This is a genomic window from Erythrobacter sp. SN021, from assembly GCF_021864455.1.
In genome coordinates this window covers 56299-78124 of the sequence record NZ_JAKKUW010000004.1, presented here as the reverse complement: position 1 = coordinate 78124, position 21826 = coordinate 56299, and the positions used below count along the sequence as shown (strand labels likewise).

At 62.4% G+C, this 21826-nt stretch carries 21 protein-coding genes; 6 read left to right on the top strand and 15 right to left on the bottom strand.

Going from position 1 to position 21826, the window contains the following annotated elements; all coding sequences use genetic code 11:
- The first annotated feature begins 94 nt into the window (after positions 1 to 94).
- Complete coding sequence (locus L5849_RS10605; protein ID WP_115415690.1) at positions 95 to 622, top strand: superoxide dismutase family protein; 528 nt, start codon at positions 95 to 97, stop codon at positions 620 to 622.
- Here the strand turns inward: L5849_RS10605 and L5849_RS10600 are convergent.
- The 7 genes from L5849_RS10600 to L5849_RS16005 form a co-directional block, all read right to left on the bottom strand.
- Positions 619 to 2208: an MFS transporter gene (locus tag L5849_RS10600; RefSeq protein ID WP_234041538.1), complete on the bottom strand. Its 1590-nt coding sequence runs from the start codon at positions 2206 to 2208 to the stop codon at positions 619 to 621. The two genes, L5849_RS10605 and L5849_RS10600, sit on opposite strands and share 4 nt — an antisense overlap.
- Positions 2209 to 2212: 4 nt before the next feature.
- Positions 2213 to 2923: a 7-cyano-7-deazaguanine synthase QueC gene (queC, locus tag L5849_RS10595; protein ID WP_236925540.1), complete on the bottom strand. Its 711-nt coding sequence runs from the start codon at positions 2921 to 2923 to the stop codon at positions 2213 to 2215.
- Between the two features lie 43 nt (positions 2924 to 2966).
- The gene (locus L5849_RS10590; RefSeq protein WP_115415687.1) at positions 2967 to 3368 is read right to left on the bottom strand and encodes a hypothetical protein; all 402 of its coding nucleotides are present in this window, start codon (positions 3366 to 3368) and stop codon (positions 2967 to 2969) included.
- 99 nt (positions 3369 to 3467) lie between these two features.
- Positions 3468 to 4382 carry an Hsp33 family molecular chaperone HslO gene (locus L5849_RS10585; protein ID WP_370459225.1) on the bottom strand — a complete coding sequence of 305 codons (915 nt, stop codon included), beginning with the start codon at positions 4380 to 4382 and terminating at the stop codon, positions 3468 to 3470.
- A gap of 43 nt (positions 4383 to 4425) precedes the next feature.
- Positions 4426 to 5349 carry an ornithine carbamoyltransferase gene (gene argF, locus L5849_RS10580; protein ID WP_236925539.1) on the bottom strand — a complete coding sequence of 308 codons (924 nt, stop codon included), beginning with the start codon at positions 5347 to 5349 and terminating at the stop codon, positions 4426 to 4428.
- A 13-nt stretch (positions 5350 to 5362) separates the two neighbouring features.
- Positions 5363 to 6550 carry an aspartate aminotransferase family protein gene (locus L5849_RS10575; protein ID WP_236925538.1) on the bottom strand — a complete coding sequence of 396 codons (1188 nt, stop codon included), beginning with the start codon at positions 6548 to 6550 and terminating at the stop codon, positions 5363 to 5365.
- 144 nt (positions 6551 to 6694) lie between these two features.
- Positions 6695 to 7450 (bottom strand): cold-shock protein, encoded by a 756-nt coding sequence (locus L5849_RS16005; RefSeq protein ID WP_305040842.1) that lies wholly within the window; start codon positions 7448 to 7450, stop codon positions 6695 to 6697.
- A gap of 247 nt (positions 7451 to 7697) precedes the next feature.
- On the opposite strand from L5849_RS16005, the gene L5849_RS10560 reads away from it, so the two are divergent.
- Both L5849_RS10560 and L5849_RS10555 read left to right on the top strand, forming a co-directional pair.
- On the top strand, positions 7698 to 8516 hold the full coding sequence (locus L5849_RS10560) for a TerC family protein (RefSeq protein ID WP_115417764.1): 819 nt from the start codon (positions 7698 to 7700) through the stop codon (positions 8514 to 8516).
- A complete protein-coding gene (locus L5849_RS10555; RefSeq protein WP_115415683.1) occupies positions 8513 to 8953 on the top strand; it encodes a TIGR01244 family sulfur transferase in 441 nt (146 codons plus the stop codon). Before L5849_RS10560 ends, L5849_RS10555 begins: the two co-directional genes overlap by 4 nt.
- Here L5849_RS10555 and L5849_RS10550 read toward each other — a convergent pair whose 3' ends face one another.
- Positions 8954 to 10375, bottom strand: coding sequence for an amidohydrolase (locus L5849_RS10550; protein ID WP_236925537.1), 1422 nt, complete (start codon positions 10373 to 10375; stop codon positions 8954 to 8956).
- Between the two features lie 62 nt (positions 10376 to 10437).
- On the opposite strand from L5849_RS10550, the gene L5849_RS10545 reads away from it, so the two are divergent.
- Genes L5849_RS10545 through L5849_RS10535 form a run of 3 tightly spaced genes read left to right on the top strand, consistent with a single transcriptional unit; the run spans position 10438 to position 13398 of the window.
- Positions 10438 to 10842, top strand: coding sequence for a hypothetical protein (locus L5849_RS10545; RefSeq protein ID WP_234041594.1), 405 nt, complete (start codon positions 10438 to 10440; stop codon positions 10840 to 10842).
- 5 nt (positions 10843 to 10847) lie between these two features.
- A complete protein-coding gene (locus L5849_RS10540; RefSeq protein ID WP_236925536.1) occupies positions 10848 to 11786 on the top strand; it encodes a sterol desaturase family protein in 939 nt (312 codons plus the stop codon).
- 25 nt (positions 11787 to 11811) lie between these two features.
- Positions 11812 to 13398, top strand: coding sequence for a GMC family oxidoreductase (locus L5849_RS10535; RefSeq protein WP_236925535.1), 1587 nt, complete (start codon positions 11812 to 11814; stop codon positions 13396 to 13398).
- Positions 13399 to 13614: 216 nt separating this feature from the next.
- On the opposite strand, the gene L5849_RS10530 is transcribed toward L5849_RS10535, so the two are convergent.
- From L5849_RS10530 to L5849_RS10500, 7 genes are all read right to left on the bottom strand, one after another.
- Positions 13615 to 16014, bottom strand: coding sequence for a TonB-dependent receptor (locus L5849_RS10530; RefSeq protein ID WP_236925534.1), 2400 nt, complete (start codon positions 16012 to 16014; stop codon positions 13615 to 13617).
- A gap of 257 nt (positions 16015 to 16271) precedes the next feature.
- On the bottom strand, positions 16272 to 17591 hold the full coding sequence (locus tag L5849_RS10525; RefSeq protein WP_236925683.1) for an ammonium transporter: 1320 nt from the start codon (positions 17589 to 17591) through the stop codon (positions 16272 to 16274).
- A gap of 20 nt (positions 17592 to 17611) precedes the next feature.
- Positions 17612 to 17950, bottom strand: coding sequence for a P-II family nitrogen regulator (locus tag L5849_RS10520; RefSeq protein WP_219954901.1), 339 nt, complete (start codon positions 17948 to 17950; stop codon positions 17612 to 17614).
- 141 nt (positions 17951 to 18091) lie between these two features.
- Entirely contained in the window at positions 18092 to 18793 is a 702-nt protein-coding gene (locus L5849_RS10515) for an endonuclease/exonuclease/phosphatase family protein (RefSeq protein WP_236925533.1), read from the bottom strand.
- A 6-nt stretch (positions 18794 to 18799) separates the two neighbouring features.
- Positions 18800 to 19357, bottom strand: a complete 558-nt coding sequence (locus L5849_RS10510; RefSeq protein WP_115415677.1) for a pyridoxamine 5'-phosphate oxidase family protein — start codon at positions 19355 to 19357, stop codon at positions 18800 to 18802.
- Entirely contained in the window at positions 19357 to 20229 is an 873-nt protein-coding gene (locus L5849_RS10505) for an alpha/beta fold hydrolase (protein WP_236925532.1), read from the bottom strand. Before L5849_RS10505 ends, L5849_RS10510 begins: the two co-directional genes overlap by 1 nt.
- A 37-nt stretch (positions 20230 to 20266) precedes the next feature.
- Positions 20267 to 21787, bottom strand: coding sequence for a peptide chain release factor 3 (locus L5849_RS10500; RefSeq protein WP_236925531.1), 1521 nt, complete (start codon positions 21785 to 21787; stop codon positions 20267 to 20269).
- Positions 21788 to 21826: the final 39 nt, after the last annotated feature.

The following is a 21826-nucleotide window of genomic DNA, read 5'->3' as shown; positions in this document are numbered from 1 at the left end:
GAAGGGCGTAACGCCAAAAGTAAGAGGGGCCGGAGCAATCCGGCCCCTTTTTCGTTGGCAGGAGTAAGCCGACCTTCAAACCAAGAGGACCGCCATGAAATTTCGTTCACTGCTTCCTTCGCTCGCCGCACTCGCCCTGGTCGGTTGTACGACATTAGAGAGCCTGCCGAGCGACCGAGTGGGCGAAACCACGCTTCGCTTCGCCAACGGCCTGCCTGCGGGAACCGTCCAACTGCTCAGCAACGGCCGGACCTTGACCGTCGCAGTAGCGGCCGTGGGCATGTCAGAGGGGGACCATGGCTTCCACCTCCACACCACCGGTCGCTGCAAAGCCCCCGACTTCAAGAGCGCGGGCGGCCATCTCAATCCGCGCGGTGCCACACATGGGCAGCTCTCGCCTGGCGGCAAGCACTTGGGGGACATGCCCAATCTCGCGATCGGCGCCAACGGCACCGGTAGCGCCGAAATCGTCCTTCAAGGTAACGCCGACGCGATCCTCGATGACATTTTCGATGCGGACGGTACTGCTGTCGTCGTCCACGCGAATTCCGACGATTATCGCACCGATCCCACCGGCAATGCCGGTGCGCGGATCGCCTGCGGCGTTCTGAAACGCGGCTAGACCGGCTCTCCCGCTTCGCGCGCGCGCTCGACCACGCTCGAAGCGGCACCTGGCACCAGCTTCAGCGCGGCGATCAGCAATACCAGCCCGAACGGCGCGGCCACCAGCGTGGAAAGCACGCCGATCGATAGGTCGTCGCCATTGGTCGCCGACACGTAGCCGGCCATGAAGGGGCCGAGGCCCAGCCCGATCAGAGTGGTGGAGAGGAAGAAGGTTGCCGTCGCGAGTCCGCGCATTCTCGGCAAAACCAGCGCCTGGCTCGATGCCGCGGCGGCCCCCAGCGCCGATGCACTCAGCAACTGGGCGACGAAGGCGCCGATATAGAACGGTACCACATCATCGGTCGTATACGCGACCCATATGGCCGGGATGGGTGCTACAAGGCCGAAGAGAATGACCCAGATGCGTCCCTCGGGTCTGCGCTCGAGCAGAAAGTCTGCCATCCGGCCGCCAAGGATAACGCCCAGAAAACCGGCCACGGCGGCGGGGGCGCCCAGGAACCAGCCGAGATCGGTCTTGTTCACGCCCAGTGCCCGTTCGGCATAGGGCGCGCCCCAATAGGATACGGCATAGGCCACGAAGGCAACGGTCCCGTAGCCGAGAACCACGCACATGAAGGCGGGTGATCCCCAGGTCAGTCTGAAGGTCGGCAGATCGCGTGCGCGCAGGCCCATCGCCCAGCTGAACACCGCGTAGTATCCGACGCCGAGAAACAGCCATTGTTCGAAGACGCCAGTCCAGCGCCACAGCGCCCAGGCCAGCGCGGCAAAGAATGCCGCACCCAGCAGGTTCAGCGCCAATGCGCCCGCCCCGCGTCCGGCCGCTCCGAAAACCGTGAAGGGCGGAATGACCTGGAAGAGCTCGCGAACGAAACCGCGAAAGGGCGCCGGGTCTTCCGGAGTAGGCAAGCCGTCCATCGCCCCGCGCACCGGTTCGCGCAGGGTGAGGACCCACAGCGCGAGAGCGATCCCCGGTATTCCAACCGCGAGGAACGCCGCCTGCCAGCCAACGAGACCCAGCGGCCCGCCTTGGGGGTAGGCGGCATTCCAGTTCTCGACGATGAGCCCGCCAATCAGCAGCGAGATCCCGCCGCCGATATAGAGCCCCGATGAATAGATCGCGAGGGCGGTCGCGCGCAGCCGGGCGGGAAACCAGTCTGAGATGAGCGAATAGGCCGATGGGCTGGCCGTGGCCTCGCCCACGCCCACGCCGATGCGCGCCACGGTCAATGTGGTGGCGTTCTTGGCGAAGCCCGAAAGGGCCGTCATCGTCGACCACAGGGCGAGGCCGAGGCTCATCAACCGGACCCGCTTCCAACTGTCGGCAAGCTTGCCCAGCGGGATGCCGAACAGGGCGTAGAATACCGCGAAGGCGGTACCATAGAGAAAGCCGAGATAGTCGTCCTCGACGCCGAGATCGGCCTTGATATCATTGGCCAGGATCGAAAGGATCTGCCGGTCGATGAAGTTCAGGACATAGACGAGGACGAGAACACTGAGCGCGTACCAGCTATAGGCGGGTACCGTGTCCGTGCCGGCGCCGGCTGTGTCGTGGCTCGGCGGTGCGGCATCCTTCGTTTGGCTCAATTCCCTACTCCCCTCGGTCGTGGATTTCCTCTGCGTAGGGGGTGGTATCGGCAAGGCCTGCCTCGGCAAAGCCTTTTCGCCGCAGGCGGCACGAATCGCAGGCGCCGCAGGCGAGGCCATCACCTGTGGGATCGTAGCAGGACCAGCTCCATGCAGGATCGAGACCCAGCCTGTAGCATTCGCGCGCAATGTCCGCTTTCGACATGTCTTGCAGCGGAGTGTGGATGGTGAATGGCCGCCCTTCCACGCCCTGCTTCGTGCCCAATCGCGCGGTTTCGGCAAAGCTGGCGATGAATTCCGGCCGGCAATCCGGATACCCTGAATAATCGAGCGCGTTGACGCCGATGAAGATATCCCGCGAATCCGACGTTTCGGCAAAGGCCGTGGTCAGGGCCAGAAAGACGAGGTTGCGCGCCGGGACATATGTCACGGGTATGTCGTTTCCGACGCCGGTCTTGGGCACATCGATATCGTCGGTCAGGGCCGATCCGCCGAAGCGCCTGAGATCGAGGGGAAGGACAATGTGGCGTTCAACGCCAAGCCGTTCCGCAATCGCCCGTGCCGATTGCAGTTCACGCACATGGCGCTGGCCATAATCGATCGTGAGGGCATGGACCGCCATCCCCCTTTCGCGGGCAATGGCGGCGGTAACCATGGAATCGAGCCCCCCCGAAAGCAGGACGACGGCGGGGCCGGAAGGTTGGGATTGGCTCATGCAGGCTCGCTATTCGCAAGCGCGCGAGCCTGCAAGAAGTGGATCAGCCGCAGGCGCCGGTCCGGCGAGCCTCGGCTGTGAACTGGAACGGCTTGCCGCCGGAAATCCCCTGACTGTCGATCTGGACCAGCGAGGCCGTTTCCTTGCGAATATGGGTCCGGCCATAGCCATTGCCCCGGCAGGTATATTGAACAGTCACGTCAGTGGCGCTGTCTTCAACCACGAAGCGGTTGCACCCGCTGTCGGAGTGGCGCAGCTGAATGAACTCCCGCCCGGTGCGCACACACACCTTGCGTGCGGCGCTGCCATCGCGGTAGCGGACTTCCCAGCCGCCCCGATCAAGGCTGTCGAGCATGGCCAGCGAAGCCTGCGCGATAGCTGGAACGGCGAGAACCGCGAGCGGCGCAGCAAGCGCCGCCAGAAAAAATGCCCGTTTGCGAGCCATGTCGAAATTCACCTTTCGTCCGTAAGTTCAGACGCGCCCGTGATTCGTAATCATTACAGCACAATCACGATGAACTGTTGTATAACAACGACACGCCGGTCAGATTTCGATCCCGAACTGTCTCGAGCAGAATGCGCAATCGACCGTGACGATCCCGTTTTCGTCGCGCATATCCCTGCGGTCTTCTTCCGGAAACCGTCCAAGCACCTCGCGATAGTGATCGACAGAGCAACGGCAGCCTTTCGCAATATCCGCGCCCGGCTGGATGCGGACCTCGTCCTCCTCGTGAAACAGTCGCCAGGCGATGGCCTCGAGCGAGAGCGCGGAATCCAGCAATTCGTCATGGCGTAGCGATCCTGCGAGAATGGCCACATGGTCCCATTCGGGATGATCGAGTTTGCTGTGAAGGCGCTCGCGACCCTCTTCGCCTTCCGGCAGATGCTGTACCAGCAGTCCGGCCGCGCTTACCCCCTCGCCATCGGACCGTACCGCGCAGCGAATCAGCGTGGGTACCTGCTCCGACTGATAGAAATAGCGTTCGCAAGCCTCCGAGAGGTTGTCGCCTTCCAGCGGTACGATCCCCTGGTACCGGCCCCGACCACCAGCCAGATCGAAAGTGATGGCCAGATAGCCCTTGCCGAAGAGCGCGAAGAGCGAAGGATTGGCGCCCAGCTCGGCCAGCCTTGCCGCGTCGAAATCGACATAGCCCCGAAGCTCCCCGCCCTTGTAGTCGCACACCAGCAGGCTGACCGCGCCCGCTTCGGTCTGCGCCTGCATGGTGACTTGCGAGCCATCGTCCTTGACCAGCCCACCCATCAGCACCGCCAGCACCAGCGCTTCCGCGAGCAAATGGGTCACGGGTGCAGGATAGTCATGCGCGGCGAGAATGTCGTCGAGCGTCCGGTCGAGCCGCACCAGGCGACCGCGCGCATGGCGCGTGGGAATGGTGAAAGCGAGCAGGCGTCCGGAATAGGTTTCGGGTGTATTCTGGGGAGTAGCGTCCATCGCCGCCATATGGGGCGCCCCTTCGCGGATTGGTAGAGTGTGCCGCCGACTGTCAGATTTTATCGAAACACCAGAGCAGAACCGATTTTTGGGCGTGGATGCGGTTCTCGGCCTCGTCGAATACGACCGACTGGTCGCTCTCGAACACGTCCTCCGTCACCTCCTCGCCGACATGGGCGGGGAGACAGTGGAGGAATTTGGCATCGGGCTTCGCCAATCCCATCAGCCGATTGGAAACCTGGAACGGCGCCATGGCGGCAAGCTTGTTGTGAACATGCTCCTGACCCATCGACACCCAGGTGTCGGTCACCACGATATCCGCCCCCGCCACGGCTTTATCCGCATCCTGGGTCAAGGTGACTTGCGCTCCGCCCGCGCGTGCCATTTCGACGAATTCGGGTTCGGGTTCATAGCCTTTCGGCGCCCCGATCCGCACGTTGAACTTCATCAACGCGGCCGCCTCGAGAATCGAGTGCAGCACATTGTTGCCATCGCCCAGCCAGGCCAGTTCGAGACCGGGCAAGGCCTTGTCATGTTCGATCATGGTCAGAAGGTCGGCGACTATCTGACACGGATGCGAACGATCGGTCAGGCCATTGATGACCGGAACCGTCGCATGGCGCGCCATTTCCAGCGCCTTGGCGTGATCGTCGGTGCGGATCATGATCGCATCGACCATGCGGCTGAGCACACGCGCGGTGTCGGCGATGCTCTCGCCGCGCCCGAGCTGGCTGGTGCCCGAATCGAGAATCAGCGCCGTTCCGCCAAGCTGACGCATGGCGATGTCGAAACTAACCCGCGTGCGAGTGGAGTTCTTCTCGAAGATCATGCCGAGCACATGGCCCGCCAGCGGCGCATCGGCATCGGGTCTGCCCTTGGGCCACTCGCTGCGCGCCGCCTTGCGGTCCTGTGCATCGTTTATCATGGCGGCGATCGCATCCCCGCCCGCATCCGATAGATCGAGGAAGTGCCGCATCGTCTCGCTCCGTTCAGCCGGCCGGGGTGTAGCTTGCGGCACCGGCCGAAAGCTTGTCGAAGAATTCGTCGAATTCGGCATCGCCTGCCACCAGCGGCGGCAGGACGCGCAGCGTGTTGTCGCCCGCCGCTACGGTCAGCAGCTGATGATTGTCGCGCAAGTGAACGAAGAAGGGCCGACTTTCGACCTTCATCTTTACGCCGAGCATCAGGCCCTTGCCCCGGACCAGCTCGAACAGCTCGGGGTAATTGCCGATGAACTGTTCGAGGCGACTGCGCAGCCGCTCGCCCTTCTCGGTTACTTCGGCGAGGAATTCGTCATTGGCGACGGCATCCATCACCGCCATGCCTGCCGCCATGGCCAGCGGATTGCCGCCATAAGTCGAGCCATGCGTGCCGAAGCCCATGCCGCGCGCGGCTTTTTCGGTCGCGAGGCATGCGCCCAGCGGGAAGCCGCCGCCGATACCCTTGGCGCTGGCCATGATGTCGGGCGCGATGCCGTAATGTTCATAGGCATAGAGTTTTCCCGTGCGCGCCACGCCGCACTGAACCTCGTCGAAGACCAGCATGAGGTCGTTCTCGTCGGCCAATTGGCGCAGGCCGCGAATGAACTCTTCGCTGCCGGGGCGAATGCCGCCCTCGCCCTGGATCGGTTCGACGAGGAAGCCGGCGGTCTTGTCGCTCATCAACGACTTTGCGTGGTCGAGATTGTCGAATTCGGCGTATTGGAACCCGGCGAGCAGCGGCATGAAGCCCTTGTGCATCTTTTCCTGGTTCGAAGCGCTGATGGTCGCCATCGTGCGGCCGTGGAAAGCGTTGGTGAAGGTGATCAGTTCGGTACGATTGGCATCGCCATCTTCGTGCTGATGGTAAGCGCGTGCGGTCTTGATCGCCGTTTCGACCGCTTCGGCACCGGAATTGGTGAAGAAAACCGTGTCGGCGAAAGTCTTGTCGACCAGGCGCTGCGCCAGCGCCTCGCCCTGGGGGCTGCCATAGAGGTTCGAGACGTGCATCAACGTCTCGGCCTGCTTCTGGATCGCGCCGATCAGGCCGGAATGGCTGTGGCCGAGCAGGTTGACCGCGATACCGCTGGCGAAATCGAGATAGCGCGTACCGTCTTCATCGATCAGATGGCAGTGATCGCCCTTGACCGGGCGGACCCCGCAGCGGGGATATACGGGCATCAGCGGCGAAATCGACATGGGTCCTCCAGCGGCACCTCTTGATGGGTGCATTACAGTGCGAAAGACAAATGGCGGCCCCCGGGGAACCGCCATTTGCGTGTTTGCCAGCGATCTATTGCGTATCGCGCGCCGGGTCAAACCGGATCGCGGGAACGCCTTGCCTCAGTCCTGTGCGGGGACGAGATTGACCGCCGAATACTTGCCGCGTCGGTCGACCTCGAGGTCGAATTCGTAACGCTCGCCCTCGTTGATACCGGCCAGACCCGACCGCTCCACCGCGCTGATATGCACGAACGCATCGGGCTGCCCGTCATCGCGGGTGAGGAAGCCGAAACCCTTCATCGAGTTGAAGAACTTGACCGTCCCGGTGGCCTTCTCGCCGGTCAGTTCGCGGCGCGGAGCCGATTCGCGATCACCACCGCCGCGCGATTCAACGGGAATGACGTCGCCAACCACCTGTAGGTCTTGTGCAGACACCTTACCGCCGCGATCGACGAGGTTGAATTCCAGCTCCTGCCCTTCCGCAAGACCTTCGAGACCGGCACGTTCGACCGCGCTGATGTGAACGAAAACGTCCTCACCGCCGCCATCCTGCTGGATGAAGCCGAAGCCTTTCTGGCCGTTGAAGAACTTTACCGTTCCCTTGCCGGTGCCGACGACCTGCGCAGGCATGCGGTTGAACCCGCCGCCACCACCGCCGCCGCCGCCGCCGCGGTTGCCACCGCCTACGCCGCCGCCGCGATTTCCGCCGCCGAAACCACCGCGGTCGCCGCCACGATCACCGCCTCCGAAACGGTCCTTCTGGAATGCTTCATGCGGCACGAAATCGGCCGGGGGGCCACCGAAATTATCGAAACCGTCATCGCCGAAACCGTCGCGCTTGTCCTTCCCGCGGCGGCGCCCTCTGTCGTAACCCATAACTCGAACAATACCTTGTCGTGCAGCCCGTCAATCAGAACCCACCGAAACGAAGGACTGCAGTCCGTGCCGGCGCGGGCGGGCACGAAACCCTCCCTTGCGCATCCGTCATAGCGCGAAACAACGCTATGCGCGAATGATTTAGATGTAATGGCCTGCAAACCGCAAAAATGTGACATTTTCGCAAAGAAGATGTTGCGCGAAAGATGTCTTGAACGCAGCGGAGCCGTTCGGCACAGCGCAAATCATGGATTTAATGGCCCTGGTTTCCGATCCAGCCGCCTGGCTGGCGCTGCTCACCCTGATCGCGCTGGAGGTCGTGCTGGGTGTCGACAATCTGATCTTCATCGCGATTCTCTCGAACAAGCTGCCCGAACACCAACAGCAGCGTGCCCGGCGCATCGGGCTGGCGCTCGCGCTGATCATGCGGATCGCACTGCTGATGCTGATCGGCTGGCTGGTCACGCTGCAAACCCCGATCTTCGACCTCGGCATCGTCGGCCCACCGGTCGAAGGGACCAATAAGGTCAGTTTCGAAACCGCTTTCTCAGGTCGCGATCTCATTCTTCTGACCGGCGGGCTCTTTCTGCTGTGGAAGGCGACCAAGGAAATCCATCACTCGATGGAGCCGGAAGACGATTCAGGCGATCTGCTCGACAAGACTCCCGGTGTCGCCGATGCGGCCAAGGCCACTTTCGGCACGGTCATCGCCCAAATCGTTGCCATCGATATCGTCTTCTCGGTCGATTCGATTCTGACTGCGGTGGGCATGACGAACGAAATTCCGATCATGGTCACCGCCGTCGTGATAACTGTCGGCATCATGATGGTGGCTGCCGATCCGCTGGCGAAATTCATCGAGAAAAACCCCACTCTGGTAATGCTCGCCCTGGCTTTCCTCGTCATGATCGGCCTCGTCCTGATCGCCGATGGGTTCGGCTTCCACGTGCCCAAGGGATACATCTACGCCGCGATGGGCTTCTCCGTCGGGGTCGAGATCCTCAACATCATTCAGCGCAACCGGCGAGCGGAAAAACTGGCCCGAGCACAGGAAGGGATACGATGAGCGAGTTCCGAAAACTGTCCGACGATTTCTACGCGAGCCCGCAGGTCACGCCGCGGGAAATTTCGGAAGCCGCCGCCATGGGAATGGCGCTGGTGGTCAACAACCGGCCCGATGGCGAGGCTGCCGACCAGCCGCCGGGTGCCGATATAGAAGCGGCGACGCGGGCGGCAGGGATGGATTACATCGCAATCCCGATCGGCAGCGCGGGCTTCAGCGAACCCCAGGTCGAGGCGCTTCAGGAAGCGCTTGCGACCGCCAAGGGGCCGGTGCTGGGTTTCTGCCGTTCGGGGACGCGCTCGACATTGCTGTGGTCGCTGGCCCGCGCACGCAGTGGCGACGACCCGGAGGCCATCGGCGAAGCCGCCGCGGCAGCCGGTTACGACGTCAGCCCGGTTCGCCCGGCAATGGATATGTTCGCCGCCCGCGCGCGGGGCTGACTACTTGCGATAGTCGAGCGGCGGTTTGCGATCGCCGAGCAGCGATTCGTACACATAGTCCGCGCCCCTGGCCTCGGCGAACTCGGCCTTCGCCGTCTCGCGCAATTGCGGATTGGTGTAGAGTTCGACTGCCGCGAGCACCATCGCCTTGGCCGCGTGCTGCGTGCCCTTGGCGCCGTAGCTGTGCCCGCTCGCGGCAACCGCCTGCCAGCTATGCGCCGCCGTGCCCGGTACCCAGGTGGCAGTGCGCACACTGACAGTGGGGACCGCGCGGCTGACATCGCCGACATCGGTCGAGCCGTATCCCGTCAAAACGGCATAGTCTTCGACCTGCTGTGCCTGCGCCAATTCGGGCGCGTCCTCGCCCAGGCTTTCGCGAATCGTCGCGGCCCATTCCAGTTCGTCGGCGGTATGTTCGATCGGCTCCAACGAACGCAGCTTTCCATCCATCATCAGTTGCAGCGACTGGAGCGGCAGCGTTGGGTTGTTGCCGTGGATGATCTCCCAATCGACCTCGGTGCCGGTGCCCATGGCCGCGCCCTTGGCCGCCGCTTCGATACGCGGCCACAAGGCACGAACCTCATCCGCGTCCGAATGGCGCACATAATAGAACACCTCGGCGAAATCGGGGACCACATTGGGCGCCTTGCCGCCATCGGTGATGACGTAATGGATGCGCGTGTCCATGCTCGTATGCTCGCGCATCATATTGACCATCATGTTCATCGCCTCGACCCCGTCGAGCGCGCTGCGCCCCCGTTCGGGCGCACCCGCCGCATGGGCCGAAACACCGCGGAAGCGGAACTTGCCCGAACGGTTGGCGAGGCTTTTGCGGGAGGCCGCCGAATTACGGTCGGCAGGGTGCCAGTCGATCACGAAATCGGCATCGTCGAACAGGCCGGCGCGGGCCATGTAGACCTTGCCCGACCCACCTTCTTCGGCAGGTGTGCCATAGAGGCGTACGCGGCCCGGTGTGCCGGTCGCCTCGAGCCAGTTGCGGATAGCGATTGCCGCGCTAAGCGATCCGGCGCCGAAGAGGTTGTGTCCGCAGGCGTGGCTCGCATGCTTTCCCGCGACCGGATCGCGCGTCGGGGCAGAGGACTGGTTGATGCCCGGCAGAGCGTCGAATTCGGCCAACAGGCCAATGACCGGTCCGCCCTCGCCCCATTCGGCCACAAACGCCGTAGGAATCTCCGCCACGCCCTGGCGGATCGAAAATCCCTCGCGCTGCAATTCGTCGACCAGCAGCCCGCTCGAACGCGTTTCGAGATAGCCGAGTTCAGCAAACTCCCAGATCCGCTGAGCCACGCGCTCGGTTCGTTCTTGCTGCGCTTCGACCTGGAGAATCGGATCGGCATCCTGCGCACATACCGGCGTGGCGATCGCGGCAGCTCCGACGGCGAGAATGGCAAAGAACTTCATCGGTATCTCCCTTTCACGGCCTGCTTGCCGTAAAGTGCACATCATGCCAATCCATTCGCGTGATGGAGATCGCCCCCGCCCTGCTGCAATTCGCCGGCTCGCTGCTCGCCATTCTTGCGCTGGCAGCCTTCGCATATTGGCTCAAGCTCGGCCCTGCCCCGCGCCTCGCGGATGAAGAGGCGGTACGCATCGCGGCCGACGAGGCGGTCAGCGGCTACGAGCCGGTCGCGATCGGCCTGGATCGCTCGGGCAAAGGCGCACTGATGCGCGACGCAGCCGGGCGCGTGCTCCTGCTGCGGCAGCACGGAAGTCACTTTGCAGGGCGTATTCTCACTTCCGCGACCCGGGTTCGTAGCGAAGGGTCCACACTCCTCATCGATACCGCGGAAAAGCGTTATGGCACAGCGCGCCTCGTACTCGACGATCCGGCGGCTTGGGTTCGGACGATAGAAGCGATAAGGCAATAACCGTCATGCCCGATTTTTCGCCCACCGAACTGGCCGTACCCGGCTTTGTCCTCCTGGTTCTGATCGAAATGATCTGGGCCTGGCGCAGACGACCCGAAGCCTATGAACCCAGGGATACGCTTACCAGCCTGGCCTTCGGCCTCGGCAGCACGGTTTCGGGCCTGGTGTTCGGCGGCGCCTTCTTCGCTCTGTTTCTGTGGGCTTGGGAATTCCGCCTGTTCGATATTCCCTGGACCTGGTGGGCCTTTGCGCTGTGCTTCGTGCTCGACGATCTCAAATATTACTGGGTCCACCGCTTCGGCCACCGCGTGCGCTGGTTCTGGGCGAGCCATGTGAACCACCATTCGAGCCAGCACTATAATCTCAGCACGGCTCTGAGGCAGACTTGGACGGGCTATCTGACGCTGGGATTCGCCTTTGCCCTGCCGCTGGTTCTGCTCGGCTTTCATCCCGCGATGATCGCCATTTGCGCCGGATTCAACCTCATCTACCAGTTCTGGATTCATACAGAGGCGATCGACAAGATGCCGCGCTGGTTCGAAGCAGTGATGAACACGCCGAGCCATCACCGGGTCCATCATGCGACCAATCCGCGCTATCTCGATCGCAATTATGCCGGTGTCTTCATCGTCTGGGACAAGATGTTCGGCACGTTCGAGCCCGAAGTGGAGGACGAGACGATCCGCTACGGCATCGTCAAGCAGCTCGGCAGCTTCAACTTGCTGTGGGCCGTGTTCCACGAATGGATCGGCATAGCCCAGGACATGTGGCGCGCGCCGTGGAAGCACAAGCTATCCTACCTGCTGCGCGAACCCGGCTGGACGCATGATGGCAGCCGCGAGACATCCGACCAGATTCGCGAACGCTGGCTCGAACGCCAGGGAGCGAAAGAAAAATCCGTTTCATACGAAAACCGGATTGCAGGCGAGGCGGAGGCTGCCTAACCTCTCCGACGAGAGAGGAGATATCATGGACGAATTCGATGTCATCGTGATCGGTGGCGGGAGCGCAGGCAGTGCCGTCGCCGGACGGTTGGCCGAGAGCGGCAAAAGCGTATGCCTGCTGGAGGCCGGCCCCCGTAACAACACGGTCTTGGTCAAAACACCGGGATTCATGCCCTTCCTGCGCGATTCCTCGAACTATCGGTTCGAGACGGTCCCGCAAAAAGGGCTCAATGGCCGGATCGGCTATCAGCCGCGCGGTCGCGGGCTGGGGGGATCGTCGGCGATCAATGCGATGATCTACATTCGCGGCCACAAGTGGGATTACGACAACTGGGCCAAGCTCGGCTGCACCGGGTGGGGCTATGACGATGTGCTGCCCTATTTCAAACGGGCCGAGCACAATGTGCGCGGAAGCGACGCGTATCACGGCGACGATGGCCCCTTATGGGTCAGCGACCAGAACTGGCCCAACCCCGGCAGCCTCGCCTTCGTGGAAGCGGCAGCCCAACTGCAATTGCCGCGCAATAATGATTTCAACGGCGCCAAGCAGGAAGGCTTCGGCCTTTACCAGGTGACGCAGAAAGACGGCGAACGCTGGTCGGCAGCGCGGGCCTATATCGAACCGAAGCGGGCCCTGCGCAATCTCGACGTGCGTATCGGCGTGAGCGTGCAGCGGCTCGAGATCGAGAACGGACGGGTCACGGGAGTCACCTATAGCGTTGGCGAGAAGCGGCGCACGGTGAAGGCGCGCGGCGCGGTGGTCCTTTCGGCGGGGGCTTTCAATTCGCCGCAGATCCTGATGTTGTCTGGTATCGGCCCGGCCGCGCATCTTCGCGAACACGGGATCGACGTCGTGGTAGACAAGCAGGCCGTGGGCAACGACTTGCAGGACCATATCGACTATGTTTCGAGCTGGCAGACCGCCAATAAGGACCTGATCGGGGACAGTCTTACCGGCACTGTACGCATGGCGAAGGCGATTATCGAACATCGTCGCAAACGCACAGGGATCATGACGACGCCCTATGCCGAGGCCGGGGGATTCTGGGCGGTCATGCCCGATGCGCCGGCGCCCGATGTCCAGTGGCATTTCGTACCTGCCATGCTCGAGGATCACGGCCGTACGAAAGTGAAGGGGCATGGCTTTTCGCTCCATGCCTGCGTGCTCCGCCCCGAAAGCCGGGGTACCGTCCGCCTCAACGGGCCGGATGCGCGCATGGCGCCGCGCATCGATCCCAACTTTCTCGACGACGAGCGCGATATTGCGACTTTGCGTGCGGGCGTGCGCCTGTCGCATCGCATCGCCAGTTCGCCCAGCCTGGCGAAATACGATCCGCAAGACCGCTATCCGATCGATCTCGACGACGATGCCCAGCTCGACGAGCTGATCCGCAATCGGGCTGATACGGTGTACCACCCGGTCGGCACGTGCCGCATGGGCGCGGACGAGGATGCGGTGGTCGATCCGACGCTCAAGGCGCGGGGAATCGATGGGCTCTACATCGCCGACGCCAGCGTGATGCCGCGACTGGTTTCAGGCAACACCAACGCACCCAGCATCATGATCGGCGAACGCTGCGCGGATTTCGTGCAGGATGCGTTTGCTGCCTGACCTCAACGCGCGACCACGTTGCCTCGATTATCATAGGCGCACGCGATGCTCTATCGCGAGCGCCGCATGGTGTGCAGGCCTGCATCGTTTGGCGGCTTGTCTGCTGTTGTCACGGTCAGGCTCCGACACATCTCGGTCGCAGGCCTTTGCCTGTTTTAATGGTAACGGGCCGGAGATCGATCTCCGGCCCGTCATCCTGGCTAATGCCTGCTGACCCTAGAACGACTGACGGGCCGTCAGGCCGAACGTACGCGGGGTACCCACACGGTAGGCGAGACGGGCGCGCCCGCCGCGTTCACGGTCAAAGCTGAGCAGCGCATTTTCGTCGAACAGATTGTTCGCATAGAGGATGAGCGACAGCCCGCTGTCCAGATCAATACCTGCGCTGAGATTGACCAGGCTGTAGGAGGGCAACAGGAGATCCACCGTAGTCGAAGCGTTTGCCGGCGCCCCTCCGAACGGGAGGTTATGTACGAAGGTGCGCGGGTTGTTTTCCTGGTCCGCCGGCTGGGTGTAGCGATTGCCGACATAGCTGTAAGATGCCGAAATATAGCCATTTGTGGTATTGCTCAGCGGGAATTCGTAACTGCCCGATGCCGAGAACTGGAACTTGGGCACCGATGGCAGGCGATTGCCTTCGCGGATACCCGTAGCCACGGTCAGCGCCCCCGGTAGCGTCGAATCGAACTCGGCTTCGATCAGGCTTCCCGAGAAAACCAAGTCGAGTCCGGCCATAGGCGAAACGCCGATTTCCGCTTCCACACCCATCGAATGCGCTTCCGGTACGTTGAAGACGACGCGCGAAGAACAGCTTCCGGCGTCAAGCGTAACCTGCAAGTTCTGGATGTCGTTATAGAACCCGGCAACATTCGCATAGAAGCCGCGGCCTTGTGCTTTGGCGCCGATTTCATAGTTCCACAGGGTTTCGTCGCTATAATCCTGAAACCCGCCGAAGAGCGCCCGATCCGGTCCGTTCGGTTGCCCGCCATCGCAGAGATCGACGTTCAAAGGATCGTTCACGCCGCCCAGACGAAAACCCTTCGATGCCTGTGCATTGAGTGTGATGGAATCGCTGACATCGTAGCTCAACAACACACGCGGGCTGATGCCGTCGGACTTGGTCTCGTCGGTAATATTGTCGCCATTGGCAAACAAGCCGCCCGAAATGAACTGCCGGGATTCCTTGTAATCGTAGTATCGGGCACCCACCGTGACATCAAACGCGTCCGTCAGAGCATAGGTCAGCTCGCCGAAAATCGAGATTTGTTCCAGATCGTAGGGAATGTCCGCATTGTAGGGCGAATCGGCTGGAAAACCGTTTGCAACCGCAGCAGAAGTGCCCGCCCCGAGCGTCGCATCGGTGAACGCATCATAGCCTGGTGTCGGCAGTCGCTGACGATAGAAGCGGTCGGTCTGCGAATAGAACCCGCCAATCACCCATTGAAGCGGTCCCGACCCATTCGAAGCGAAGCGCAATTCCTGAGTAATGCCGCTGACCTCGGTTGTGTCGCGCAGGTTTGAAGGAAGCAGGATGCCCGCGTCGGGAAAGCCCAGGTCCGACGACACCGACCCACTCAAGGCGCTGGCATCGCGGCTGACGAGAATATCGCGATCGGTATATGAGCTGACCGAGGTCATGGTGACCGCGCCGAGCTCCGCCTCAACCACCATGTCAGCGATCAGCGTCTCGTCCTCGAACGCCTCGCGAAGCAAGAGATACTGCTCGCGCTCGTCAAACTGGACCTTGGGCCGCGTCGTGGTGAAGGAATTGGCGTAGAGATTGTAGATTTCCTGACGGTTGAAGCCGTTGGCCTTGACCTTCTGGAAAACCACGCGCGGCGTGATGCTGAACCCTTCGCCGGTGTCCAACGTGAACGCCAGCCGCCCGCCATAGCGTTCGCCATCGTTCACATCCTCGCCGCCCGCTGGGCCGATCGCATCGATGAATCCGCCATAGCGAGTGTAATAGGCAACCGCGCGCATGGCTGCGTTGTCGCCCATGGGGATGTTCACCGCGCCCTTGAGGTGCCAGCCGATGTCATCGCCATCGACGAGGTTGACGTTGCCCTCGACGAGACCCTCGGTCGTCCCGATCGCAGGCTGGTTGGTGATGTAGCGGATCGTACCGCCGACGCTTCCCGATCCGAACAGCGTGCCCTGCGGGCCACGCAGGGTTTCAACGCGGTTCAGGTCGAACAGGTCAAGATCGGGGGTAAAGAGCGATAGCGAGATTACACTTTCGTCGAGATAGACACCAACCTGTTCTTTGACGCCCGGCTGGTCGCGCACGATCTGGCCGGCGGAAACACCGCGAACAGATACTTGGCTCTGGCCCGGGCCGAGGTTCTGGACCGAAAGACCGGCAACGTTGCGCGAAATGTCCTCGAGGTTCGCAGCGCCTGACTTCTGAATGTCCTCCTGCGTCTGGGCATTGATCGAAAACGGCACGTCCTGGATTGTCGAATCGCGCTTAGTCGCAGTCACGATAATGACGTTGTCGCTTACTTCGGCTTCGCCCGTATCCTGCGCCAGCGACGGCGTGGCGATAGCCGACAGGCCACAACCGGCCAGCAGCAGTGCGGCGCGCGCGATCCTGCGTTCGATAATCATCTGCATGAAATTTCCTCCACCACGGGATCCCAACCGTCCCGTCTCGGGAAAGAATGAAACTGAGGCGTGTCGCTTGCAATCGCACGCGTGCCCCGTTGTCTTAAATGCAACGTAGCCGTAGCATTACGGCCACACATGCCGTCAGGGCAAAAAAGGGGCCGGAGACGAATCTCCGGCCCGGCAAAGTCGGTGTTCGCAGGAGGAACATGGTTGGGCGGGGGCACCGGAGAAAAGAGGAGAGAACGGCGCCCCCGCCGAACTGGTTAATTGTAAGCACGCTCTCCGTGTTCGGAGATGTCGAGCCCGTCGATTTCGGCTTCCTCGGCGACCCTCAGGCCGATCAGTGTCTTGACGATGAAGCCAACGACAAGGGTGCCAATGCCCGCCCAGGCGATCGTCACGAGGACGCTGAAGATCTGCACCCAGAGCTGCGCGCCGAGGGCGACCGAACCGTCGCCGGGTCCGGCGAGGAAGGGCTGGTAGACGACTGCCGTACCGATTGCGCCGACAATGCCGCCGATGCCGTGGATGCCGAAGGCATCGAGGCTGTCGTCATAGCCGAGCTTGGCCTTCACCTTGGCGACGAAGAAGTAGCAGATCGCCGCGCTGAGGATGCCGAGCAGGATCGCACCGAACGGCCCGCTATTGCCCGCTGCCGGAGTGACCGCCACGAGGCCCGCGATAACCCCCGAGCAGAAGCCCAGCGCGCTGCCCTTGTGGCCCGCTGCGCGTTCGATGACCATCCAGGTGAGCGCGCCGGCTGCCGTGGCGACGAAGGTGTTGATCATGGCGAGTCCGGCCGAAGCATCCGCTTCGAGCGCGCTGCCCGCGTTGAAGCCGAACCAGCCGACCCACAACAGGCCCGTGCCGACCATGGTCAACGTCATGCTATGCGGGGGCATGGGTTCTGCCGGATAGCCGCGACGCTTGCCGAGGAGATAGGCGAGCACAAGGCCCGAGACACCGGCATTGATATGCACCACCGTGCCCCCGGCGAAGTCGAGCGCGCCGTCTTCGAACAGCAGGCCGCCGCCCGCCCAGACCATATGGGCGATCGGGAAATACACGATGGTCAGCCACAGCGGGACGAACAGCATCACGGCGTTGAACTTCATGCGTTCCGCCGTCGCGCCGAGGATCAGCGCGGCGGTGATCGCGGCGAAGGTCATCTGGAAACTGATGAAGACAAATTCGCTGATGACTTCGTCGGTGAAGGTCGCCGCCGTGCTCGCGGCATCGGTCTGCGACAGGAACAGATTGCCCCAGCTGAAGAAGGCGTTCCCTTCCGGTCCGAAGGCAGTCGAATAGCCCCACATCACCCATACCAGCATCGCCAACGAGGCGGCCGCGCCGATCTGGGTCATGGTGGAGAGCATGTTCTTGGAACGAGTCAGGCCGCCATAGAACAGGGCGAGGCCCGGCAGGATCATGAGCATGACCAGAACGGTGGCGGTCATCATCCAGGCGTTGTTGCCGGGGTTGGGCACGGCGGCTGCGGCTTCGGCCGCCTCCTGCGCGAATGCCGCGGCGGGCGTGAGCAGCGCGAGCCCGAGGGCGGCGGTGCGCGAAAGAGTTCGAAACATCATGGGTCCCATCCTGTCCGTCAGAGCGCGGTGTCGCCGGTTTCGCCGGTGCGAATGCGGGTGGCGCTGGCGAGGTCGAATACGAAGATCTTGCCGTCGCCGATGGCTTCGGTGCTGGCGGTCTGCTGGATCGTCTCGACCACTTGCGGGGCGAGGTCGTCGCTCGCGGCAATCTCGAGCTTCACCTTGGGCAGCATGTTGGTCGAGTATTCGGCGCCGCGATAGATTTCGGTCTGGCCCTTCTGGCGGCCGAATCCCTTGACTTCGGTAACGGTCATCCCGGCCACTCCGATGCCGCCGAGCGCTTCGCGCACCTCGTCGAGCTTGAATGGCTTGATGACAGCGATGATGAATTTCACGCCTTCACCCCTGTGTGGTCCGCCGGTCCGTCACCGGCGTTCGCACATGCAGCAAAGTGCGTGCCAAACCGCTTTTCGGCACGATTCGACCTCAGAGGCGCGCCGCCTACACCAATTATTGCCTAATGATTGGGCTGTTGCCTATTTTTTAATCAAATCCAGCGTGGCAATCACGGGCAGGTGGTCCGATGCTACCGCCGACAGACCGGTGTGATGGACCTGCGCCTCGACGCAGTCCCAGTGGCTGCTGGCCACGATCCGGTCGAGTGTGGCAACAGGCTGGCGGCTGGGATAGCTTCGGCCGGGCGTGACAACATGCCAGCCTTCGGCAAATTCGCGCATGGCCCCGGTGCGCCTCCCCCACTGATTGAAATCGCCCATGATGACGGTCGGCAGATCGCGTTTGCAGCCATTGCAGAATTCGAGCAGCGACCGGATCTGGTCGCGGCGGCGCAGACCCGACAGGTCGAGATGCGTACCGATGACACGCAGCCGGTGCCCCTCGACCATTAGCTCGCCGCAGGCCGCGCCGCGCGGTTCGAGCGTCGGCAGATCGAGCGCTTCACCGTCCAAGACATCCATGTCGCGCCGCACCAGCAGCGCATTGCCGTGCCAGCCAATGCTGCGCGGGCGTTTGGCCACTTCGACGACGCGCCAATGGGTATCGTCGATCTCGGCGCGCGGAAGCACGCTGGCGCGCTGCCCGATCCGGCGATCCGCCTCTTGCAACGCGATGATATCGGCATCGATCTCGTGAAGCACGCTGAGAATGCGCTCGGGATCGCGCTTGCGGTCCAGCCCGACTGCCTTGTGGATGTTGTAACTGGCGAAAGTCAGGCGCACGCGCGGTCAATCGCCAGCAAAGTAGCGGTCGGTCGGCCTGGTAGGGATACCGTCGATACTGCGATCACGTGACCGCCGCTTGGCCACGAATTCCTCCGGATCGCGCCCTGCGTAGTATTTGACCAGCGTATCCCGCTCCCGCTCGAATTCCATGAACGGCACACCCCAGCCACAACTGGTCTGCACGCTGTCCACTGCGATATCGAAAATCTGCCTTGTGCCCGGCAGCAGTTTGAAATGCGCCGCGAGTTCTTCCCAACCGTGGTCCTGCGGCAAGACCGGTTTGCCCGTCCCGTACAGCCGCAAGATAAGAGCCGGCTGTTCGAAATTGCAAACCATGATCGTGATGCGCCCGTCCACTGTGAGATGGGCATGCGTTTCGTTCCCCGACCCGGCCAGATCGAGATAGGCCACACGGTTGGGCCCGAGTACGCGAAACGCGTCATAACCCTTCGGGCTCAGATTGATCCGTCCGTCACTCGCCGCGGTGGCGACGAAGAAGACCGGCTGCTTTGCCAGCATGGCGACATGGTCATCGGCTAGCCGGTCGAAGAATTCCGCCATCAGAGGAAATCCCGTATCGTCTTCATGAACCGGTCGAACTGGTCATGATGCAGCCAGTGACCCGCATTCGCGAATTCGATCACCTCGGCATTGGAGAAATGGTCGAGCCTGCCATCGCCTTCCGGGTTCGAAGCCCAACTGTCGGCGCCATAGAGCAACAGCGTGGGTGCGGTTATCGCAGCCCAGGTCTGGTGCAGGAACTGGTCGGCGATATCCTCCACCGCCCAGACATTGAGATGGGGATCGAATTTCCAGCTATAAGTGCCGTCCTCGTTGCGATTCACCCCATGAATGGTGAGGTGCCGCGCCTGCTCTTCGGTGAGATAGCTGTTTTCCTCGATCATCCGCGCGAAGGCGGATTCGATGCTCTCATACTTGCGGGGTATCCGGCCCGAGGCGGCGCGCTTCTTGCCGATCCACTCATTGAGCCGCTCGGGATAACTCTTCGCACGCATTTCGGCCTGCCGCTTGGGGCTGGGGCCGAGGCCTTCGATGGCGACGATCTTGGTGACCATGTCGGGGAAGGTCCCAGCATAACGCAGCGAGACATTGCCGCCCATCGAATGGCTGACAATGGTCACCGGCCCCACGCCCAGCTGGTGCACCAGCTGGGCAAGATCGTAGACCATGTCATTGGCGGAATAATTGCCGTCGCTGACCCAGTCCGAATCGCCGTGGCCGCGATGGTCCATCGCCACCACATGCCAATCGTCGCGCAATTGTTCGGCGACCCAGTCCCAACTGCGGGCATGGTCGCGCCCCCCATGGACGAGCACCAGAGGCGGCTTCCCGCGATTGCCCCAGTCGAGATAGTGCAGCCTCAGCCGCTGCGAAATGAAAGTCTGCGAGGTCGGTCCGGCGTGAAGCGTCATGGCGCTGCAATGCCGCCTTGCTGCGCCTGCCGCAAGCCTACCGCTCCTTCGTCGCCGAGAAGGTGAGGTCGGGGTTCTTTTCCTGCTGGTAGTTCACGTCCCACGGGCTCTTGGCCATGAATACCAGATCGCCGTCGCGATCCTTGGCGAGGTTGGACAGGTTGAATTTCTCGAACTCGTTCATTGCCTTCTCGTCCCCCTTAATCCATCGCGCGGTGGCGAAGGGCGAGGCTTCGAGCCTGGCCTCGACCTTGTATTCGGCGGACAGGCGGCTGATCAGCACGTCGAGCTGGAGCTGGCCGACCACGCCGATAATCCACTGGCCGCCGATCTCGGGATAGAAGACCTGGATCACGCCCTCTTCGGAAAGGTCGTCGAGCGCCTTTCGAAGCTGTTTGGTCTTGGTCGGATCGACCAGCGCGACGCGGCGCAGGATTTCGGGCGCGAAATTGGGCAGGCCGGTGAAGCGGATCGCGTTCTTTTCGCTCAGCGTATCGCCCACGCGCAGCGTGCCATGGTTCGGAATGCCGATGATGTCGCCCGGCTCGGCAGTGTCCGCGACTTCGCGGTCCTGCGCGAAGAACAGGATCGGAGAATGGATCGCGACCGGCTTGCCGAGGCCCGAGGGCGTCAGCTTCATGCCGCGCTTGAAGGTGCCCGAAACCTGCCGCATGAAGGCGATGCGGTCGCGGTGGTTGGGGTCCATATTGGCCTGCACCTTGAAGATGAAACCCGTGACCTCGCCATGATCCGGCGCAATCTCGTCTTCGCCGGCGGGCTGAGGGCGCGGCGGGGGGGCGTATTTCGCGATCGCCTCGATCAGCTCGGTAACGCCGAAATTCTTCAGCGCCGATCCGAAGTAGACGGGGGTCAGGTCGCCATTCCGGTACGCTTCGAGGTCGAATTCGGGATAGCCGATCTGCGCCAGCTCGATCTCCTCCGCGAAACGCTCGGGGATGGCCGGGTCGCAGTCGCGCGTGCCGGTAAATTCCTTTGAGGGGCCTTCGGGCCGCGCGACGCAGCCGGTGGCGAAATCCAGCACGCCCTCAAACTCGCCGCCCATGCCCACCGGATAGGCCTGCGGGCTGACGTCGAGCGCGAGCATGTCGGCGATCTCGTCGAGCAGTTCGAACACGGGCCGCCCTTCCCGATCGACCTTGTTGACGAAGGTGATGATCGGCACGCTGCGCAACCGGCAGACCTCGAACAGCTTGCGCGTCTGCGGCTCGATACCCTTGGCCGCGTCGATCACCATAATGGCGGAATCGACCGCGGTAAGCGTGCGATAGGTGTCTTCGGAAAAATCTTCGTGCCCCGGCGTATCGAGCAGGTTGAAGGTGATGCCCTCGCGCTCGAAGGTCATAACGCTGGATGTCACCGAGATGCCGCGCTGCTGCTCGATCTTCATCCAGTCCGACCGCGCTCGCCGCGCCTGCCCGCGCGCCTTGACCTCGCCCGCCAAGTGGATCGCGCCGCCGGTCAGTAGCAGCTTCTCGGTCAGCGTGGTCTTACCCGCGTCGGGGTGCGAGATGATCGCGAATGTGCGGCGGTCTGACATATTCTCTTTTCCTACCCTCCCGTTCACATCGAGCGAAGT

What these genes read in the sequence shown, in the direction of transcription:
- L5849_RS10605 (WP_115415690.1), top strand. Translation starts at nt 95, where the DNA reads ATGAAATTTCGTTCACTGCTTCCTTCGCTCGCCGCACTCGCCCTGGTC.
- queC (WP_236925540.1), bottom strand. Translation starts at nt 2,923, where the DNA reads ATGAGCCAATCCCAACCTTCCGGCCCCGCCGTCGTCCTGCTTTCGGGG.
- L5849_RS10590 (WP_115415687.1), bottom strand. Translation starts at nt 3,368, where the DNA reads ATGGCTCGCAAACGGGCATTTTTTCTGGCGGCGCTTGCTGCGCCGCTC.
- L5849_RS10585 (WP_370459225.1), bottom strand. Translation starts at nt 4,382, where the DNA reads ATGGCGGCGATGGACGCTACTCCCCAGAATACACCCGAAACCTATTCC.
- argF (WP_236925539.1), bottom strand. Translation starts at nt 5,349, where the DNA reads ATGCGGCACTTCCTCGATCTATCGGATGCGGGCGGGGATGCGATCGCC.
- L5849_RS10575 (WP_236925538.1), bottom strand. Translation starts at nt 6,550, where the DNA reads ATGTCGATTTCGCCGCTGATGCCCGTATATCCCCGCTGCGGGGTCCGC.
- L5849_RS16005 (WP_305040842.1), bottom strand. Translation starts at nt 7,450, where the DNA reads ATGGGTTACGACAGAGGGCGCCGCCGCGGGAAGGACAAGCGCGACGGT.
- L5849_RS10560 (WP_115417764.1), top strand. Translation starts at nt 7,698, where the DNA reads ATGGATTTAATGGCCCTGGTTTCCGATCCAGCCGCCTGGCTGGCGCTG.
- L5849_RS10555 (WP_115415683.1), top strand. Translation starts at nt 8,513, where the DNA reads ATGAGCGAGTTCCGAAAACTGTCCGACGATTTCTACGCGAGCCCGCAG.
- L5849_RS10550 (WP_236925537.1), bottom strand. Translation starts at nt 10,375, where the DNA reads ATGAAGTTCTTTGCCATTCTCGCCGTCGGAGCTGCCGCGATCGCCACG.
- L5849_RS10545 (WP_234041594.1), top strand. Translation starts at nt 10,438, where the DNA reads ATGGAGATCGCCCCCGCCCTGCTGCAATTCGCCGGCTCGCTGCTCGCC.
- L5849_RS10540 (WP_236925536.1), top strand. Translation starts at nt 10,848, where the DNA reads ATGCCCGATTTTTCGCCCACCGAACTGGCCGTACCCGGCTTTGTCCTC.
- L5849_RS10535 (WP_236925535.1), top strand. Translation starts at nt 11,812, where the DNA reads ATGGACGAATTCGATGTCATCGTGATCGGTGGCGGGAGCGCAGGCAGT.
- L5849_RS10530 (WP_236925534.1), bottom strand. Translation starts at nt 16,014, where the DNA reads ATGCAGATGATTATCGAACGCAGGATCGCGCGCGCCGCACTGCTGCTG.
- L5849_RS10525 (WP_236925683.1), bottom strand. Translation starts at nt 17,591, where the DNA reads ATGTTTCGAACTCTTTCGCGCACCGCCGCCCTCGGGCTCGCGCTGCTC.
- L5849_RS10510 (WP_115415677.1), bottom strand. Translation starts at nt 19,357, where the DNA reads ATGGCGGAATTCTTCGACCGGCTAGCCGATGACCATGTCGCCATGCTG.
- L5849_RS10505 (WP_236925532.1), bottom strand. Translation starts at nt 20,229, where the DNA reads ATGACGCTTCACGCCGGACCGACCTCGCAGACTTTCATTTCGCAGCGG.
- L5849_RS10500 (WP_236925531.1), bottom strand. Translation starts at nt 21,787, where the DNA reads ATGTCAGACCGCCGCACATTCGCGATCATCTCGCACCCCGACGCGGGT.